This is a genomic window from Parasediminibacterium sp. HNIBRBA5674, assembly GCF_056745525.1.
In genome coordinates this window covers 20,366-37,466 of sequence record NZ_JBQWIE010000034.1, presented here as the reverse complement: position 1 = coordinate 37,466, position 17,101 = coordinate 20,366, and the positions used below count along the sequence as shown (strand labels likewise).

The following is a 17,101-nucleotide window of genomic DNA, read 5'->3' as shown; positions in this document are numbered from 1 at the left end:
TTCCTAAGAACAATTCATGCAGTAACAATTAAAGGCTTCCTCCTGAAAATAGCATTATTCCTGTTTGCTTTACAGCTGAAGAAAATTAACTAGCAACTTGAGTTAATTATTCTACTGCTTGTTACATAAAAATACAACTACCACAAGCTGGTTTTCTTGCTACTTCTACCACCTAAGCCCAAAGCACCTAGCAAACTACGTGTAATAATACTAGCTGCCGTACGACCCACTTGCTTTACAATAGGATTATCTAAAAAGCTCTCAACTTTTTCTGCTGTGGTGTTGGTAGTAGGCTTTTCTTCCTCTGTTTTTTTAGCGGCTTCTTCAAGCTTAGCTGTCAATATTTCGTAAGCACTTTCGGTATCAATCGCTTCGGCATATTTGCGGGCAATTTTACTGCTAGCAACAAGGCTATCAATTTCACTATCGGTTAAAATATCCATACGGCTACTTGGTGGGCATAGCATAGTATGCACCAATGGTGTAGGCACGCCTTTCTCGTTAAGCAAGGTTATAAAAGCCTCGCCAATACCAAGCTGGGTAAGCAATTCATCGGTTTTATAGAAATCTGTTTCAGGGAAATTTTCGGCTGCTTGCTTGATGGTTTTTCTATCGGCAGCGGTAAATGCACGCAAGGCATGTTGCACCTTTAAACCTAGCTGACTTAAAATAGCAGCAGGTACATCTTGCGGATTTTGTGTACAGAAAAAGATGCCAATACCTTTACTACGAATGAGTTTGATAACGGTTTCTATTTGCTGTAACAAGGCTTCGCTTGCCTCGTTAAATACCAAATGTGCCTCATCAATAATTAATACCAATTTAGGTTTGTCCAAATCGCCTTCTTCTGGGCAAATGGCATACAATTCAGCCAATAACTGCAACATAAACGTTGAGAAAAGCTTGGGCCTATCTTGCATTTCGGTAACACGCAGAATGTTAATCATACCTCTACCATCATCGCTAATGCGCATTAAATCTTCTACCTCAAAACTTTTCTCGCCAAAAAACACATCTGCACCTTGCTGTTGTAATTCTATTACTTTACGTAAAATAGTACCGGTACTTGTGGTGGATATTTTACCGTAGCTTTTTTCTAATTCTGCCTTGCCTTCGTCACCAATGTATTGCAGCACTTTTATAAAATCTTTTAAGTCTAGCAACGGCATTTTATTATCGTCGCAATACTTAAATATCATGGCCACAAGGCCACCTTGTGTATCGTTTAAACCTAAAATTTTACTTAATAAAATAGGGCCAAATTCACTTACTGTAGCACGAAGTTTTACGCCTTTGCCATTACTTAACGTCATTAGCTCTACAGGAAAAGCAGCAGGCTGATAATTGACATTTAGCTTAGCGCAACGGTCGGCAATTTTATCGTTTGCAGTACCTGCAGCAGCAATACCACTTAAGTCGCCTTTAATATCCATTAGCACCACGGGAACACTATTATTGCTGAGCTGTTCGCTTATCATTTGTAGCGTTTTGGTTTTACCCGTACCTGTAGCACCAGCTATTAAACCATGGCGGTTCATAGTTTTAAGTGGCAAAAACACATCTGCGCCAGCCACCACTTCACCATCAAAAACGGCGCAGCCAATTTTTACATGTTCGCCTTTAAATGTATAACCTGCTTTTACAGCTTCTAATAATTGGTCAGTAGTTGGCATGAGTTGAAATTTTGGCGAAAGATAATAAAAGCCCAAGAAGAAAATAAAACGACTTCAAACACTATTTCACCCCAAACAATCGCTTCATAACCGCTTTTAACAAAATCTTGCACTCAATATGTAGGCACGTTTCTTGCAAACGCTATCTTTAACTTGTTAATAAAAAAACTATAATTATGGAAGGAAGAAAATATCGCATTTTATTGTGCGAAGACGATAGCAACCTTGGTACCGTATTAAAAAACTTTTTAGAGCTAAGTGACTACGAAGTGGTGCTTGAACGTGATGGCAGATTGGGCCTTGCGGCGTTTCAGCGTGAAAAATTTGACATCTGCTTATTAGATGTAATGATGCCGCATGTAGATGGCTTTACCCTTGCGGCCGATATTAGAGACATAGACCCAGATGTGCCTTTGTTTTTCTTAAGTGCTAAAACCATGAAAGAAGACTTGATAAAAGGTTACAATCTTGGTGCAGATGATTATATCACCAAACCTTTTGATAGCGAGGTGTTGTTACTAAAAATTAAAGCCATTTTAAAGCGTAACGAAGAAGATAACCGCATCAGCGAAAACATTCAGTTCGATTTAGGTCAATACCATTTTAACCCAAAATTGCGTCAGCTAATTCACACTACAGGCACACAAACATTATCGCCTAAAGAAAATGATTTGTTGAAAATGCTAGCTGAACATAAAAACGATTTACTACCTCGTGAACGAGCGTTGAAGAAAATTTGGGGCAGCGATACCTACTTCAATGGTAGAAGCATGGATGTGTATATTGCCAAATTGCGCAAGTATTTAAAAGAAGACGAGAAGATTGAAATTGTGAATATTCATGGTAATGGTTTTAGATTGGTAGCACCATAAATAATAATTATTAATAAATAAAAGCGGCTCAGGGTTTCACTAAAACTTTGAGCCGCTTTTTATTTGTTTGTCTACAGTAGGCCTAAGCAGATTTGAAAAATCAAAACAGTTCTTCAAAAAATTGTTCTTGGTTATCAAGTATAATGCAAAAGGTGAAAAACTATAATCGTCTTTCACCTTTTATGGAGGGAAATATCACCCCCCGTTACTGATGTTGTCGTTTTATGGCAACAATAATTGTTGGCATAAAGGTATATCAGTTGCAGAATATCTTAAACAGTTTGAGCGTAAAAAGTTTAGCACCGAAACTTTTGCAATAATTAAATGTGCAATGACTCTTTTTTAGCCAATAAAGCTTCTACTGTTTCTTCGTATAGTTCGTCTGGTACGCAGCAATCTACTGGGCACACCGCAGCACATTGTGGTTCTTCGTGAAAACCTTGACACTCAGTGCATTTATTAGGTGTGATATAGTAAGTATCTACGCTAATAGGTGCAAAGCGTTGTTTTGCATCAACCACAGTACCATCTAGCAAAGTAAAGCTGCCACTTAATGATGTACCATCAGCCATTGCCCATTCTACACCGCCTTCGTAAATTGCGTTATTTGGACATTCTGGTTCACAAGCACCACAATTGATACATTCATCTGTTATTTTAATAGCCATAAGAGTAATTTTGTTTTTTTAATGCTGCGAAAATAAACTTCTAAACTGATTTAATAAAAATGGATTTACAACAAAGAATTAATTTAATGGTTCAACTTGGCAAATTTATGCTAAGTGATGATGCTGAGTGGCTTGAAGCAAAGGATAAAGCTGTGAGATTAAACGCTTGGTTTACAGAAGATTTTGTGAATTTATCGGTTACTAATATTGCTAATCAATTTTTAAAAGCTGATGCGCTTACTAATTGGGCCAATAAATATGCGGTTAAAGATGTGCAGGCTGCGCCTAAAAATGTAGGTGTGGTAATGGCTGGCAATATACCATTGGTAGGCTTTCACGATTTTTTATGTGTATTTATTAGTGGTCACCAGCAGACTATTAAAGCCTCGAGTAAAGATGATGTGCTGATAAAATTTCTGGTAAAAAAGCTATATGAATGGGAAATAACGATTCAGAATTACGTGTCTTTTGCTGAGAATTTGAAAAATTGTGATGCATATATAGCCACAGGTAGTAATAATAGTAGCAGGTATTTTGATTATTATTTTGGTAAGTTTCCTAATATTATTCGCAGAAATAGAACATCAGTAGCTGTTTTAGATGGTACAGAAAGTACAGAAGCGTTAGACAAACTGAGTGATGATATTCAATTGTATTTTGGTTTGGGCTGTAGAAACGTAACCAAATTGTATGTACCAAAAGATTATGACTTTGTACCGTTGTTAAATGCTTTGCGCAAATACGATCATTATTTTTTGTACCACAAGTACAAGCACAATTACGATTATCAATTGGCTATTCAAATGATGGGTAATAAATTTTACATGACGAATGAATCGGTTGTTTTAGCAGAAAATGAATCTATTTTTTCACCAGTAAGCCAGGTGAATTATGAATATTATGATGATAAAGTTGCATTAACCGAAGCTTTGCAACAAAATCTTGACATTCAGTGTATTGTAGGCAAGGGCTTTATAGAATTTGGTAAAGCACAGCAACCATCGCTTACAGATTATGCTGATGGTGTAGATACCATGGCTTTTTTAGTAGCACTTTAAAATATTGGTATAAAAACAACTAAAAAGCCAACTGTAATGTTTACAATGGGATTTTTAGCTCAGACAAGGCATAAAAAAGAAAGCCCTCCTGTGGAAACAGGACGGCCTCTAACGATTGCTTGCCATATGAAAAAGAGTTTGTTAACTATCTAACTTGCAAGCTGCATCTCAAAATCACTCTTCACGTGATAGTTACTCTAATAATTATTTCTTAATTGAATCAACAACCGCTTTTGCAGAATCAACTGCAAGTTTAGCAGTATCAACAGCAGCTTTTGCAGAATCCAAAGCTTTCAAAGAATCAGCCATTTTAATAGAATCAGCAGCAGTAGTTTCAGTTTTACCAGTACCACAAGCAGCGAAGGCACCTAGTGCAATTACGAAAGCAATTTTTTTCATTTTTAATGTTTTTGTTGTGAGTGAATTTATTATTAATACCGCAACGTGTAGAAAGGTAACCCGCGTTTTTAAAAAATTTTCAAAATAATTTTTTAGCCACTTTTTGGGTTACTTTTATTGCCCTACTGGTATTAAATAGTATACTGTGAAAGTTGAATTAAACGAACAAGCATTATTAAAAGGATTGGCACGGGATGATGCAAAAGCCATTGAAACCATTTATAAAGAAAACTTTACAATGGTTCAAACTTTTATCATCAATAACAATGGTAGTTACGACGATGCTAGAGATATTTTTCAGGAAGCAATGATTGCACTGTATGAAAAAGCAAAAAGTGATTCATTTGTTTTAACCTCAAAAATTAGTACGTATGTATATTCCATATGCAGGAGGCTTTGGTTTAAAAGATTGCAACAACTGGGTAGATATTCAAATCAAATTGATAGCCTTGAAGAAACTGTTGCAGTCGAAGATGAGCTCGAGTTTCACGAAAAGAAAAACGCCGAATTCGTAATTATGGATAGGGCTTTAAACAGCCTTGGCGAACCATGTAAAAGCTTGCTTGAAGGCTTTTATGTAAAGAAGATTGACATGCAAGCATTGGCTAAAGAATTTGGGTACACCAATGCTGATAATGCCAAAAATCAGAAATATAAATGTTTAATGCGCCTGAAAAAATTGTTTTTTGCGCAATATAATATTGGAGAATAAATATCATGAATATTCACAACGAAGACATTTTAATGTTGCAAACCATAGAGCGCTACCTAGATGGCAGTATGCTACCTGATGAACAAGCCTACTTTGAGCAACTTAGAAAAAACACACCTGAAATTGATCAAATGGTGGTAGAACATTCTATGTTCTTAGGTCAAATGGATGAGTATGTGTTGCAACGAAATTTCAAACATTCTTTACATAACGTTCATGCTAAATTATTAGCAACAGGCGAAATAAACGAAGGTGGTGTTGTAACTACTAAAGGCAAGGTTGTTCAATTATACAATCGCTACAAGAAAGATTTGTTAGTTGCTGCCTCTGTTGGTGGCGCTATCGCTATATTGGTAAGTTGTATAGCATTGTATTTGTCACCTACGGTAAATGGTAGTCAATTAGAATTATTAGGTTCTAAAATGGCTAAAATGGAACGCAATGTGATGGTGCAAGGCATTATTTTAGACAATGTAAAAGACAAACTACCTGAAAACGTAAAAGTAATTAGTGGTGGTACAGGTTTTTTAATTGATGCTAAAGGTTACATTGCTACTAATGCACACGTTTTAAAAGGATCTGATGCGATTGTTGTAAATAGCAAAGGCGACGAATTCAAGGCTAGCATTATTCATATAGATAAGCAAAGCGATTTTGCATTATTGAAAATTGAGGATGAAGATTATCAACCTTTAAAATCTCTACCTTATGCTATTGGTAAATCAAGCGCAGATTTAGGGGAAGAAATTTTTACACTTGGTTACCCACGTGATGATAATTCTATTACTTATACGCAAGGTTATTTAAGCGCTTTGAGAGGTTTTAAAGGCGATACTGCTAGTTACCAAATTCAAATGAATTCAAACCCTGGTAATAGTGGTGGCCCTGTGTTAAACAAAAACGGTGAAGTAATTGGTATTTTAAGTAGCCGTCAAGTACAAGCAGATGGCGTAACTTTCGTTATTAAGAGTAAAAATATTTACCAATTAGTAGACGAATTAAAGAAGACAGATACATCTGTTGTTAAAATTAAAATGCCTACAAGCTCTAACTTACGTGGCAAGGAAAGAGAAACACAAGTGAAGAAAATTCAAGAATGTGTGTTCTCTATAAAGGCTTACAATAAATCTCGATAAATAATTACAGTTGTTTATAAACTTAAAAGGTCTCGTAGCAAGCGAGACCTTTTTTTGTACCAATATTTTCAAGTTACTATTTAAACATTGGTGGATGCATGTCATCCCAAGTAGTCGCATTTTGATAAGCTTTTGCAGCACTTAAAATAGTTGCTTCATCGTAAAGTTTACCAATAAAAGTAATACTTGTAGGTGTGTTAAAGCGCTTGTCAAAACCTGTAGGCACTACCACTACAGGATGACCAGTAAGATTAGTAATAGCTGTTTGATTACCACTGCCTCTTGTAGGGCAAATAATTACATCAAACTGGTTAATCACTTCATTTACTTTTTGCATTAATAAGTAACGGTGACGGTTAGCATTAATGTATTCTATAGCAGGTATAAAACGTGAGACTCTAAAGCTGTTTGGCCAATCGTACTTGCCTTGCCAAGTCATTTCATCATCAATATTATTTCTCGTAAAATCATCAAAAGCAGCAGCACATTCAGCACTAATAACTACGTCCATTACATTAAAATTGTACACACCACTATCAGGAAAATTAACTGGTATTAATTGCACACCCATTTTCTTAAACTCATTCAAAACCTTCCATTCGTTACGGCTTGTATCGGTTATTTTATCGTAATAGTTTTTGGCGTAAGCCACTTTCATTTTCTTAATATCGGTTGTAGTTTTGTAATTAAATGGCTTGTTTACTGCACATGCATCTTTATTATTATCTGTACCATGTAAATAAGCAAATACAACAGCCGCATCTTCTGCGCTTCTACATATTGGGCCAGCTTTGTCAAGGCTCCAACTTAGCGTCATTGCGCCGCTTCTACTAACACTACCAAAGGTTGGTCGCAAACCAGTAGCACCGCAAGTAGATGAAGGCGAAACAATGCTGCCCCAAGTTTCGGTACCAACTGCAAATGGCACTAAACCAGCCACAGTTGCAGATGCAGAACCAGCAGATGAACCGGAAGAACCAAAGCGCAAATTCCAAGGGTTTTTCGTTTGTCCACCAAACCATCTATCGCCTTGTGCCAAAGCACCTAAGGTTAGTTTTGCTACCAATACAGCACCAGCATTTTTAAGTTGCGTATACACAAATGCATCTTCATCAATTACTTGATTTTTGTAAGGTGCAGCACCCCAAGTTGTTTTGTAGCCTTTTACCGCAAACAGATCTTTTAACCCATAAGGAATACCTTGCAATGGGCTTTTGTAAATACCTTTTGCCAAAGCCATATCTGCTTGTTTGGCTTGTAATAAGGCAGTGTCTTCAGTAATGGTAATAACACATTGTAATGAATCGCCGTATTTTTTTAAGCGCTCAATAAAAAACTTCGTCAATTCTACAGAGCTAATTTTTTTGTTTTTAATCAGCGAAGCCAATTGTAAAATATTGTAAAAAGCCAAGTCGCTTTTATTGGCTGGCATTTGCACATTGGTAGGAATATTCCAATTGATAGGCTCTTGTTTAGTTGCAAAAGTCATACCTGGCAATACTGGGCTCTGCCATAAACTCATTGGCACACTGTTGTTAAGTGATAGCTTGTGTTGCAGCTTAAAATTGTCTAGATTTTCTTTTACACCTTCGTACAGTGTGTCAATTTCTTTTTGGGTAAAATTGATGTCTATGACTTTTGCAGCACTTTTTAAGTCTTGTTTTGTAATGGTGTCTTGCGCAAATGATTGTATGCTTATGCACAAAGCAATTAGTAGTAATAATTTTCTCATAATGCCTAAAATACGCATAAAAATCAACGTATTGGCATTTGTAGAATAAGAGCTAGGAAATATTATTTAAGTGGCAAACAATATAGCTTCAAACAATTATTCAATTACCTTTTCCTCGCTATCTTCTGTAGGTGGAACAACTGTTGTGGTAGTAATCGTTTTATTTTTTGTTGCATGAATGGATGCTTTGTTTTCTAACTCAACTTCTTTAATCCAAACGGCATAATTATTTGGATAAATATTACTTCCTTTGTGTAATGCATAAGCTCTTGTGAAAGCTGCACCAAAATATAAAATGGCTGAAGAATAATACACCCATAATAGAATGATGATCATAGAACCAGCAGCGCCATAGCTATTACTTACATGACTTCTACCAAGATAAAAGCCAATGGCAAACTTACCAAGCATAAATAGTACGGCTGTTGTAACTGCGCCTACAACAACATCTTTCCATTTTATACGAGCATCTGGTAATACTTTAAAAATAATGGCAAATAATAAGCTGATAGTAATGAACGTGATAATTAGATTAATGCTGTAAGCAACATAAATAGCAACTTGTGGTAAAAGTTTTAATAGCTGCGCACCAATCATGTCTAACACAGAATTTACAATAAGCGATACCAATAAAATAAAACCAAGGCTTATTACCATAGAAAAACTTAGTATTCTGTTTATGATGAGTTTTAGCCAACCTTTCTTGGGCTTTGCTTTTAAGCGCCATATTTGATTGATAGAATCTTGAATCTCTGCAAACACACCTGTAGCTGCAAAAATTAACGAGGCAACGCCAATAACAGAAGCCCAAGTAATATCTGTAGATGTGGTGGCGTTACGTATTACTTGCTCTATTTGCAGTGCTGCATCTTTACCTACAAAGCCTTGTATTTGCCCATAAATACTACCTTCTATGGCTGCTTTACCATAAAAAATATCGCACAAGCTTATTATTACAATAAGCATAGGTGCAATTGAAAAAATAGTATAGTAGGCTAAAGCTGCACTCATGCGCATAGCTTTATTATCTGCAAAAAGCTTGTACGCTTCTTTCACAATCATCCATATAGAAACAATATTTCTGCGAACGGTTGCCATATTTGATTACTTCAATTTCTCGTTTTCTAAATGCCTTGTAGCGTCTCTTATATTTTTCTTCTCAAAATTCTTTTCTAAGGCTTGGGTTAAATCTACACCTGTTTGGTTAGCTAGGCAAATTAATACCCATAATACGTCGGCCATTTCATCGGCTAGCTCTTTATTTTTATCACTTTCTTTAAAAGACTGCTCACCGTATTTACGAACCATTAGTCTGCTAAGCTCACCCACTTCTTCCATTAGTATGCCAAGATTGGTAAGCTCGTTAAAGTAGCGTACACCAACGGTTTTAATCCATTTATCTACGTCTATTTGTGCTTGTTCTATTGTCATTTTTATTTGTTTTGATTACACGAATTTTAGCGAATTACACGAATTCGTTAAAGAACAATCCTCTGAAATTTTAATGATTTTTCACCAAAATTGATAATGATACCTAGCTTAGTTGAAGATACGTTAAGGTAACTCAATGTTTGTGCTATGTGTGCTTGATTGATAGCTTGCGTCGATTTTATTTCTAGAATAAATGCATTGAACACTAAAAAATCAGCTACATAAGGATGGCTAAGTACTTTTCCTTTATAAAAGACTTTATACTTTTTTTCACGCTCGTAAGGAATGTTATTGGCTTGAAATTCTAATTCCATAGCATCTTTATAGTTAATCTCTTTCAGTCCCATGCCAAGTGTGCTATGAATATCCATGCAAATGCCTATGATTTTAAAAGATTCGTCTTTAAATACAATATCGCTCATGATTACAAGGCTTTAATTCGTGTAATTCGATAAAATTCGTGTAATAGAATTACTCTTTGTTTTTACTATCAATTATAATCGTCACAGGCCCATCATTCAATAACTGAACTTTCATATCTGCACCAAAAATGCCTGTTTGTATTGGCTTTCCTAAATCGGTTTGTAGTTGTTGTATCATGGCTTCATACAGCGGCACAGCAATAGTTGGTTTGCTTGCTTTTATATACGACGGTCTGTTACCTTTTTTAGTGCTTGCATGTAATGTAAATTGGCTTACTAATAAAATATCGCCACCACAATCTATCAAGCTTTTATTCATCACACCTTCACTATCGTTAAAAATACGCAGGTTGCAAATTTTGTTGCTAAGCCATACCACATCATCTATTGTGTCTGCATCTTCTATACCTACAAGCACTAGTAAACCTTGTTTTATACTACCTGTTATAGCGTTATCAACGGTTACAGAAGCCTCAGAAACTCTTTGAATAACAACTCTCATAATCAAGAATCAATTTATGTTGTAATTTTAGGTAATGAAGATAGATATTACAGCCGAGATAGTATTTAAAACGGCAAGAAGTGGTGGCAGCGGCGGACAAAATGTAAACAAGGTTGAAACTATGGTTGAAGGTAGATGGTTGATAGCAGCATCAACATTAATTACTCAAGAACAAAAGCTGATTTTACTTGAAAAACTAGCCAATAGAATTACTACCGATGGCAACTTATTGGTAAAATCACAAGTGGCAAGAACGCAGTTGCAAAACAAAGCCAATGTGATTGAGAAAATGAATGAATTGGTAAGCAAGTCATTAGAAAAAAAGAAAAGCAGAATTGCTAGTAAACCAAGCAAAGCAGCAAAAGAGAAGCGTTTAGAAAGTAAAAAGCGTAACGCATTTACAAAAGCTATGAGGGGTAAAATTGATTACACGAATTAACGAATGACACTAATTACACAAATTACACAAATTATTTTGATGCTACAAACCAAGCGAATTACAGGCGTTTCACTAATACAATTTTGCATTGCATTATGCTTGAGTTGTTTGTTAACACCATCTTTTGCGCAGCAAACCGTTATTATACAGTTTCGCAATACCATTGGTAATGAAGCTTTAAAACTTGGTGAAACTTATAAAACTAGTTTGGGTGAAGATGTAATTATTAACAGATGTAAATACTATATTTCTAAGATTGTTTTAGTAGATAGTGACACCAAATACTATGGTTTTCCCAATGATTATTACTTAATTGATGAAGCCGATAGTGCTACAAAAACAATCACAATCACTACTAGTGCCAAGCGCATTAACGATATTCAATTTTTAGTTGGTGTAGATAGTATTAAAAATGTAAGTGGTGTACAATCTGGTGCTTTAGACCCAATGCATGGCATGTTTTGGACCTGGAACACCGGTTATGTTATGGCTAAAATAGAAGGTGTTTCTTCGGCAGCAAAAGTGGCGGGCAATTTATTTTCTCACCATGTAGGTGGTTTTAAAACTGGCGAGTCAGCACTACGTTTTGTGAGACTGAACATTGGCGAGAATATTAAAACCAATCACTTGAAAATTGTTATTGAAGCCGATATTAGCAAATGGTTTCAATCTGTACATAACATCAAAATTTCAGAACATCCTATTTGCCATTCACCTGGTAGTTTGGCTATGCAAATAGCCGATAATTATACCACTATGTTTAAAATAGTGTCGCAATAATTACTGATTATAGTATGGTCTTTTTTTACATAGCCTATCTTCTACCAAAAGATAGGCTAAGATCTTCGAAATGTTAGCCTAACATCACCAAGAACTTAGGCTAACATTAACTAGAAGATAGGCTAACATTAACTACTAGATCGCCTATCTTTTCTGTGAAACTTAATTTTGAGGATTTAATAACTAATAATATCAATGCTATGGGCAGTGTTGATAATGAAATAAAAAATACAATATGAGGTTACTATTCACTACTATTATTCTTTGTACATGTATCATTACAGGCATTGCTTGGGTATCTAAAAGTGCTGAAAGTAGTGCCTTTATTGGTACACCCATACCTTTTGTAGTACCAAAAGGCTGGCCACAACCTGTGTACGATTTTAAGAATAATTCATTGACAAAAGAGGGTTTTGCACTTGGCAGAAAACTATTTTACGATACAAGATTGAGTAAAGATGGTAGTTTGTCTTGCGGTAGTTGTCACCAGCAGTTTGCTGCGTTTGCTACTTATGATCATAATTTGAGTCATGGTATTAATAACGCACAAACTACACGTAATGCACCTAGCTTAGCCAACCTTGCTTGGGTGAAAGATTTTATGGCTGATGGTGGTATTAATCATTTAGATCTTCAGCCGCTTGCACCAATAACCGCACCTAATGAAATGGGCGAAACAATAGATAATGTGCTGAAAAAATTAAAGGCCGATACTGCCTACAAACGTTTATTTACCAAAGCTTTTGGTGATGCCAATATTACCACACAGCGTACCATGAAGGCTTTAAGTCAGTTTATGTTATTGATGGTGAGTAGTAATAGCAAGTACGACAAAGTAATGCGTGGCGAAGCGAGTTTTATTTTACCTGAACAATTGGGCTATGATATTTTTAAGAAAAAATGTGCTAGCTGCCACAGCGAGCCACTATTTACAGATTTTAGCTACCGCAATATTGGTATGCCTGTAGATACTTTTTTAAATGATTATGGTAGAATGCGCATTACTAGAAATGCGCTTGACTCGTTAAAATTTAGAGTACCAAGCTTACGCAACGTGGCTTACACAGCGCCTTATGGCCACGATGGTCGCTTTTTTGCACTGATGAATGTATTTGAACATTATCGTAGCAAAGCCATCAACGGACCTACTACCGATAGTATATTTAAGAACAAATTAGCATTGTCAAATTTTGAAATAGGCCAACTCACTGCATTTTTGTACACGCTTAGCGATACTACCTTTTTAAAAGACAAGCGCTTTGCCGAATCAGGAACAGAAAACAGTATTCCATCATTCATTCACTTGCACTAACTACACATTTGTTACTTTAGCAGCCTAACCAACTTTTATCATTGAGTAATATTAAAAAATTAGCGGGGCAAACATTGTGGTACGGGCTTAGCAGCATTGGCGCTAAGTTCATAAACTACTTTGTATCGTTATTTTTAACCTATTCAAATCACGTAACTAGGGCTAATTTTGGTGATATGTCTGTTGTATATGCAGCCATTCCTTTATTAAGTATTTTATTTACTTATGGTTTTGAAACGACTTATTTCAGGTTTTCATCCCGAAAAGAGTATCAATTAACAATATACAGTACAGCATCATTATCTATTATTTTTTCTACTATTTGCTTTACACTAATTCTGTGGTTTTTTAGGTCTGACATTACAAGTGCTACTGGCTTTTCTGACTCTCCGAGTATTATACAGTATACAATTTTTATAATAGCTATTGATGCTATAACTAGAATCCCATTTGCCAAATTACGACAAGAAGGCAAGCCTAAACGCTTTGCTTTTATCAATATCTTCAGTATTTTAGTATATGTATTCTCTGTTTGGTTTTTTATCAATTATTGTTCAGAAACCTTAGCTCAAAATCCAAACAGTTGGGTAAGTTACATTTATTCGCCACAAACCAATCCAGTGGTGTATTTGGTTGTAGCTAATTTGTTGCAATCAAGCGTTACACTAGTTTTATTAAGTGCTGAAATAGCTCAAATTAAATTTGTGTTCGACAAAAAACTATGGCGAGAAATGATGATTTATGCATTACCATTGTTGATTGTAGGCTTTGGCGGCACTATTAATGAAACCTTAGATAGATGGATGCTAAAACTTTGGCTACCTGGCACATCAGAATACGTGAAAGGCGAAATAGGTATTTACAATGGTTGTTACAAGCTGTCATTGTTGATTACCATTTTTATTATGGCATTTAGAATGGGTGCTGAACCATTTTTCTTTAAAGAGGCAGAAGGTACAAACCCTCAAAGAACTTATGCGAGGGTAATGAAGTTTTTTGTTATCATTATTAGCTTCATGTTTTTAGTAGTAACGCTTTATCTAGAAATATGGAAGTACTTCCTTGGGCCTAGCTATCGTGTAGGTTTAAAAATTGTACCTATTTTACTACTAGCCAATATGTTTATTGGTATTTACTATAACCTCAGTGTGTGGTATAAACTAAGTAATAGAACTATTGCAGGCACTTATATCACCTTGTTTGGTGTGTTAATTACTTGTTCTATCAATTACTTTTTTATACCTAAATATGGTTACATGGCTAGCGCTTGGGCTACTTTTTTCTGCTATGGTAGCATGATGGCAGTAAGTTATATATGGGGGCAAAAAGAATACCGCATACCATACGCTTGGAAGAAATTAGTGGCTTATATGGTAATTGTAGTAACGCTATTTTTTATCCATAAAGGCCTTACTAGTTTGTGGCAAAACATCGTATTTAACCTTACCGTAGCTAGTGTTTTAATGTATATGTACATTTGGTTTATCTTACTAGTAGAACGTAAAGAATTTCAGAAATTGCCAGTAATTGGTAAGTTTATTAAGTAATTCCTTCTCACATTTTATATCAATAGTTATGCGCAAAACGTTATTGGCTTTTGTGTTGCTAAGTGCACAAATAAGTGCTTTTGGGCAAAAGAAAGTTGTACCTACACCTCAACCCTATTTTCCACCATTTGGTAGTTGGCAGGCAAAGTCTGCTGCTGAATTGGGTTTAAACAACACTGCCATTGATGCGACCATTGCATTTGCAAAAGCCAATGAAACCAAGAACCCACGTAACATGGAGGTAAATCATTACCAAACATTTGGTAAAGAACCCTTTGGTGAAGGCATTGGCCCATTTGCAGAACGAGGCGAACCAACTGGCATTATTGTGTACAAAGGCTACATTGTAGCTACTTGGGGCGAACCTTTGCGCTGCGATATGACGCACAGCGTTACCAAAAGTTTTTTATCATCTGTGGTGGGGCTAGCTGTAGATAGTGGCTTGATAACTAGCGTAAATGATACGGTGGCTAAATATGTACCACCAATAGAACTATTTACACCCAATCAAGTAAACCGCTCTGCTGACTTAATAGGGCAGCCGCAATTACTTAACTTATTTGCAACGCCACATAATAAAACCATTACCTGGGATGACATGCTACGCCAAACTAGCGACTGGGAAGGAACACTTTGGGGTAAACCAGAATGGGCTGATAGACCCGATGCTGACCCTAGTAAATGGTTACGTGAAAGACACCCAAGTGGTACGGTGTACGAATACAATGATGTACGTGTAAATGCACTGGCTTTGGCTACTACAAGCGTTTGGCGCAAACCATTACCACAAGTACTAAAGCAATACATTATGGATCCAATAGGTGCTAGTAACACATGGCGCTGGACGGGCTACCGCAATGCATGGATAGTGCTAGATGGGCAACCTGTACAAAGTGTAAGTGGTGGTGGTCATTGGGGTGGCGGTATGTTTATCAATGCTTACGATATGGCACGCTTTGGATTACTAACCTTGCATAGAGGCAATTGGAATGGCAAGCAACTATTATCAGAACAATGGGTAAAACAAGCATTAACGCCTACAAAACCAAAGCCTGATTATGGCTATATGAACTGGTTTCTAAACGCCGATAAAAAATTGCTGCCATCTGCGCCTGCTAGTGCTTTTGTGCACATAGGTAATGGCAACAATATTATTTATGTTGATCCAGAACATGACCTTGTAATGGTGGTGCGATGGATAGATAACAAAGCGATGGATGGTGCAGTAAAGCAAGTGCTTGGTGCGTTTGTAAAGTAGTCATAATGTTCGAGGCCTATCTCATTAATAAGGATTACCAAAATAAAATAACTCCCAAAGTGCCTTATCAGAAGTTACATGCTCTGTCAAGCATCCTTTCTCATAAACATTTAAAGTGGCATTGCCAAGCATCCGATAATAAGCACCATCAAAACCTGTTAATAATTTAACAAGTTTTCGGGTTAAGTTGCCCTTTACAATTGTCAAACTGGCAATAAACTTTTGTCGTTTTAATATTAATTCGTAGGTAAAATCTTTATCGTTATAAATATAAGAAAGTACATCACTAACGGGTTTGTTACCAATTGTTTGCTTTATGCCATAGCTTCTAAGTGGAGTTACTTTTTTTTCATCATCTACAACAAGCTTACCGTCTTTAAAAACAGCAAAAAACAATTGTGGCTCATAATTGTATTTCTTTTCAGCGATAATTTCTGTAGCTAAAACCTTATATTGACCCAGACTTGCCACAGCCCAATACCAATTATGAGCTAGCTTCTCTAATGATTTATTGCCCCAATTATGGTCGTGGTAGCAAATACCTTTTGTGTTAGTAGTAATGCCTTTATAGCTATAATCAACTTCTGTTGTACCTTCAGGAACTGGTACAAGCCAAGCAAAATAGTTGCTATCATTTCCAAAATTAAGATAGCCTGTCTCTGGTCGCCACGCTTCGAATTTATTGGTAAAATGAATATCCATTTTTAAAAGTGTATCATCAATATGTATTTTAAATTGCTTTAGATCGCCTGTAAAATAATTATTACCGATATGTACATCACAGGTAGTTGTTGACGATTGAAACTCTTTTGCTTTACATCTAATATTTCTTTCAATCTTTTTACCATCTGCCAGGTTAATATCAACACTAATGTATGGACTAATGGTTTTATTAAGCTTCTTCGCATCACGCATGTGAAACGAAATAACCACATTCGAGCCGTCATCTAGATGTGCATCATAATACCACCACTCAAAGTTGCCCTTAGCAGTGGTAGTTCTACTACCGTCTTCCCATGGCTTTACGGTGCCTTTCTCTAGCCCAAGTGCCTTATACGCTTCAGGACTGCTTTGTAGCTGTACCAATTTGTTTTGCGCAAGCGCAAAAATGCTCATTTGAGTAATAATAAACAGGCAGAATAATTGCTTCATGATGCTGC

At 36.1% G+C, this 17,101-nt stretch carries 17 protein-coding genes and 1 pseudogene; 9 read left to right on the top strand and 9 right to left on the bottom strand.

Annotated elements, in window-relative coordinates; genetic code table 11:
- Positions 1–137 precede the first annotated feature (137 nt).
- Positions 138–1,673: a helicase HerA-like domain-containing protein gene (locus ACT9TX_RS15030; RefSeq protein WP_481339486.1), complete on the bottom strand. Its 1,536-nt coding sequence runs from the start codon at positions 1,671–1,673 to the stop codon at positions 138–140.
- A gap of 176 nt (positions 1,674–1,849) precedes the next feature.
- Here ACT9TX_RS15030 and ACT9TX_RS15025 point away from each other — a divergent pair, with 176 nt between their 5' ends.
- Positions 1,850–2,545 carry a response regulator transcription factor gene (locus ACT9TX_RS15025; RefSeq protein WP_481339484.1) on the top strand — a complete coding sequence of 232 codons (696 nt, stop codon included), beginning with the start codon at positions 1,850–1,852 and terminating at the stop codon, positions 2,543–2,545.
- A gap of 320 nt (positions 2,546–2,865) precedes the next feature.
- On the opposite strand, the gene ACT9TX_RS15020 is transcribed toward ACT9TX_RS15025, so the two are convergent.
- Positions 2,866–3,213: a 4Fe-4S dicluster domain-containing protein gene (locus ACT9TX_RS15020; protein ID WP_481339483.1), complete on the bottom strand. Its 348-nt coding sequence runs from the start codon at positions 3,211–3,213 to the stop codon at positions 2,866–2,868.
- A gap of 59 nt (positions 3,214–3,272) precedes the next feature.
- Between ACT9TX_RS15020 and ACT9TX_RS15015 the strand changes: the two genes are divergently transcribed.
- Positions 3,273–4,271: an acyl-CoA reductase gene (locus ACT9TX_RS15015; protein WP_481339482.1), complete on the top strand. Its 999-nt coding sequence runs from the start codon at positions 3,273–3,275 to the stop codon at positions 4,269–4,271.
- Between the two features lie 204 nt (positions 4,272–4,475).
- Here ACT9TX_RS15015 and ACT9TX_RS15010 read toward each other — a convergent pair whose 3' ends face one another.
- A complete protein-coding gene (locus tag ACT9TX_RS15010) occupies positions 4,476–4,670 on the bottom strand; it encodes a hypothetical protein (RefSeq protein WP_481339480.1) in 195 nt (64 codons plus the stop codon).
- Between the two features lie 145 nt (positions 4,671–4,815).
- On the opposite strand from ACT9TX_RS15010, the gene ACT9TX_RS15005 reads away from it, so the two are divergent.
- Both ACT9TX_RS15005 and ACT9TX_RS15000 read left to right on the top strand, forming a co-directional pair.
- Positions 4,816–5,382, top strand: a complete 567-nt coding sequence (locus tag ACT9TX_RS15005) for an RNA polymerase sigma factor (RefSeq protein ID WP_481339478.1) — start codon at positions 4,816–4,818, stop codon at positions 5,380–5,382.
- Positions 5,383–5,387: 5 nt separating this feature from the next.
- Positions 5,388–6,518, top strand: a complete 1,131-nt coding sequence (locus ACT9TX_RS15000; protein WP_481339477.1) for a S1C family serine protease — start codon at positions 5,388–5,390, stop codon at positions 6,516–6,518.
- Between the two features lie 76 nt (positions 6,519–6,594).
- Here the strand turns inward: ACT9TX_RS15000 and ACT9TX_RS14995 are convergent, their stop codons facing one another.
- The 5 genes from ACT9TX_RS14995 to dtd form a co-directional block, all read right to left on the bottom strand.
- On the bottom strand, positions 6,595–8,250 hold the full coding sequence (locus ACT9TX_RS14995) for an amidase (protein ID WP_481339475.1): 1,656 nt from the start codon (positions 8,248–8,250) through the stop codon (positions 6,595–6,597).
- A 96-nt stretch (positions 8,251–8,346) separates the two neighbouring features.
- Positions 8,347–9,348 carry a YihY/virulence factor BrkB family protein gene (locus ACT9TX_RS14990; protein ID WP_481339473.1) on the bottom strand — a complete coding sequence of 334 codons (1,002 nt, stop codon included), beginning with the start codon at positions 9,346–9,348 and terminating at the stop codon, positions 8,347–8,349.
- 6 nt (positions 9,349–9,354) lie between these two features.
- Positions 9,355–9,681, bottom strand: a complete 327-nt coding sequence (locus tag ACT9TX_RS14985; RefSeq protein WP_481339471.1) for a nucleotide pyrophosphohydrolase — start codon at positions 9,679–9,681, stop codon at positions 9,355–9,357.
- Positions 9,682–9,728: 47 nt separating this feature from the next.
- Positions 9,729–10,103, bottom strand: coding sequence for a GxxExxY protein (locus ACT9TX_RS14980; protein ID WP_481339470.1), 375 nt, complete (start codon positions 10,101–10,103; stop codon positions 9,729–9,731).
- A 49-nt stretch (positions 10,104–10,152) separates the two neighbouring features.
- A complete protein-coding gene (dtd, locus tag ACT9TX_RS14975) occupies positions 10,153–10,605 on the bottom strand; it encodes a D-aminoacyl-tRNA deacylase (protein WP_481339468.1) in 453 nt (150 codons plus the stop codon).
- Between the two features lie 40 nt (positions 10,606–10,645).
- On the opposite strand from dtd, the pseudogene arfB reads away from it, so the two are divergent.
- The 5 genes and pseudogenes from arfB to ACT9TX_RS14950 all read left to right on the top strand — a co-directional run.
- Positions 10,646–11,044, top strand: a pseudogene (arfB, locus tag ACT9TX_RS14970) (alternative ribosome rescue aminoacyl-tRNA hydrolase ArfB); the annotation flags it as partial.
- Between the two features lie 3 nt (positions 11,045–11,047).
- Positions 11,048–11,824: an MbnP family protein gene (locus ACT9TX_RS14965; RefSeq protein ID WP_481339466.1), complete on the top strand. Its 777-nt coding sequence runs from the start codon at positions 11,048–11,050 to the stop codon at positions 11,822–11,824.
- 235 nt (positions 11,825–12,059) lie between these two features.
- Complete coding sequence (locus ACT9TX_RS14960; protein WP_481339464.1) at positions 12,060–13,136, top strand: cytochrome-c peroxidase; 1,077 nt, start codon at positions 12,060–12,062, stop codon at positions 13,134–13,136.
- 41 nt (positions 13,137–13,177) lie between these two features.
- A complete protein-coding gene (locus ACT9TX_RS14955) occupies positions 13,178–14,683 on the top strand; it encodes a lipopolysaccharide biosynthesis protein (protein ID WP_481339462.1) in 1,506 nt (501 codons plus the stop codon).
- A 28-nt stretch (positions 14,684–14,711) separates the two neighbouring features.
- Complete coding sequence (locus ACT9TX_RS14950; RefSeq protein WP_481339461.1) at positions 14,712–15,941, top strand: serine hydrolase domain-containing protein; 1,230 nt, start codon at positions 14,712–14,714, stop codon at positions 15,939–15,941.
- Between the two features lie 24 nt (positions 15,942–15,965).
- Here the strand turns inward: ACT9TX_RS14950 and ACT9TX_RS14945 are convergent, their stop codons facing one another.
- Positions 15,966–17,093 (bottom strand): hypothetical protein, encoded by a 1,128-nt coding sequence (locus tag ACT9TX_RS14945; RefSeq protein WP_481339459.1) that lies wholly within the window; start codon positions 17,091–17,093, stop codon positions 15,966–15,968.
- Positions 17,094–17,101 lie beyond the last annotated feature (8 nt).

Excerpts from the sequence above, each read along its gene's own strand:
- ACT9TX_RS15030 (WP_481339486.1), bottom strand. The coding sequence starts at position 1,673 with ATGCCAACTACTGACCAATTATTAGAAGCTGTAAAAGCAGGTTATACA.
- ACT9TX_RS15025 (WP_481339484.1), top strand. The coding sequence starts at position 1,850 with ATGGAAGGAAGAAAATATCGCATTTTATTGTGCGAAGACGATAGCAAC.
- ACT9TX_RS15020 (WP_481339483.1), bottom strand. The coding sequence starts at position 3,213 with ATGGCTATTAAAATAACAGATGAATGTATCAATTGTGGTGCTTGTGAA.
- ACT9TX_RS15015 (WP_481339482.1), top strand. The coding sequence starts at position 3,273 with ATGGATTTACAACAAAGAATTAATTTAATGGTTCAACTTGGCAAATTT.
- ACT9TX_RS15010 (WP_481339480.1), bottom strand. The coding sequence starts at position 4,670 with ATGAAAAAAATTGCTTTCGTAATTGCACTAGGTGCCTTCGCTGCTTGT.
- ACT9TX_RS15000 (WP_481339477.1), top strand. The coding sequence starts at position 5,388 with ATGAATATTCACAACGAAGACATTTTAATGTTGCAAACCATAGAGCGC.
- ACT9TX_RS14995 (WP_481339475.1), bottom strand. The coding sequence starts at position 8,250 with ATGAGAAAATTATTACTACTAATTGCTTTGTGCATAAGCATACAATCA.
- ACT9TX_RS14990 (WP_481339473.1), bottom strand. The coding sequence starts at position 9,348 with ATGGCAACCGTTCGCAGAAATATTGTTTCTATATGGATGATTGTGAAA.
- ACT9TX_RS14985 (WP_481339471.1), bottom strand. The coding sequence starts at position 9,681 with ATGACAATAGAACAAGCACAAATAGACGTAGATAAATGGATTAAAACC.
- ACT9TX_RS14980 (WP_481339470.1), bottom strand. The coding sequence starts at position 10,103 with ATGAGCGATATTGTATTTAAAGACGAATCTTTTAAAATCATAGGCATT.
- dtd (WP_481339468.1), bottom strand. The coding sequence starts at position 10,605 with ATGAGAGTTGTTATTCAAAGAGTTTCTGAGGCTTCTGTAACCGTTGAT.
- ACT9TX_RS14965 (WP_481339466.1), top strand. The coding sequence starts at position 11,048 with ATGACACTAATTACACAAATTACACAAATTATTTTGATGCTACAAACC.
- ACT9TX_RS14960 (WP_481339464.1), top strand. The coding sequence starts at position 12,060 with ATGAGGTTACTATTCACTACTATTATTCTTTGTACATGTATCATTACA.
- ACT9TX_RS14950 (WP_481339461.1), top strand. The coding sequence starts at position 14,712 with ATGCGCAAAACGTTATTGGCTTTTGTGTTGCTAAGTGCACAAATAAGT.
- ACT9TX_RS14945 (WP_481339459.1), bottom strand. The coding sequence starts at position 17,093 with ATGAAGCAATTATTCTGCCTGTTTATTATTACTCAAATGAGCATTTTT.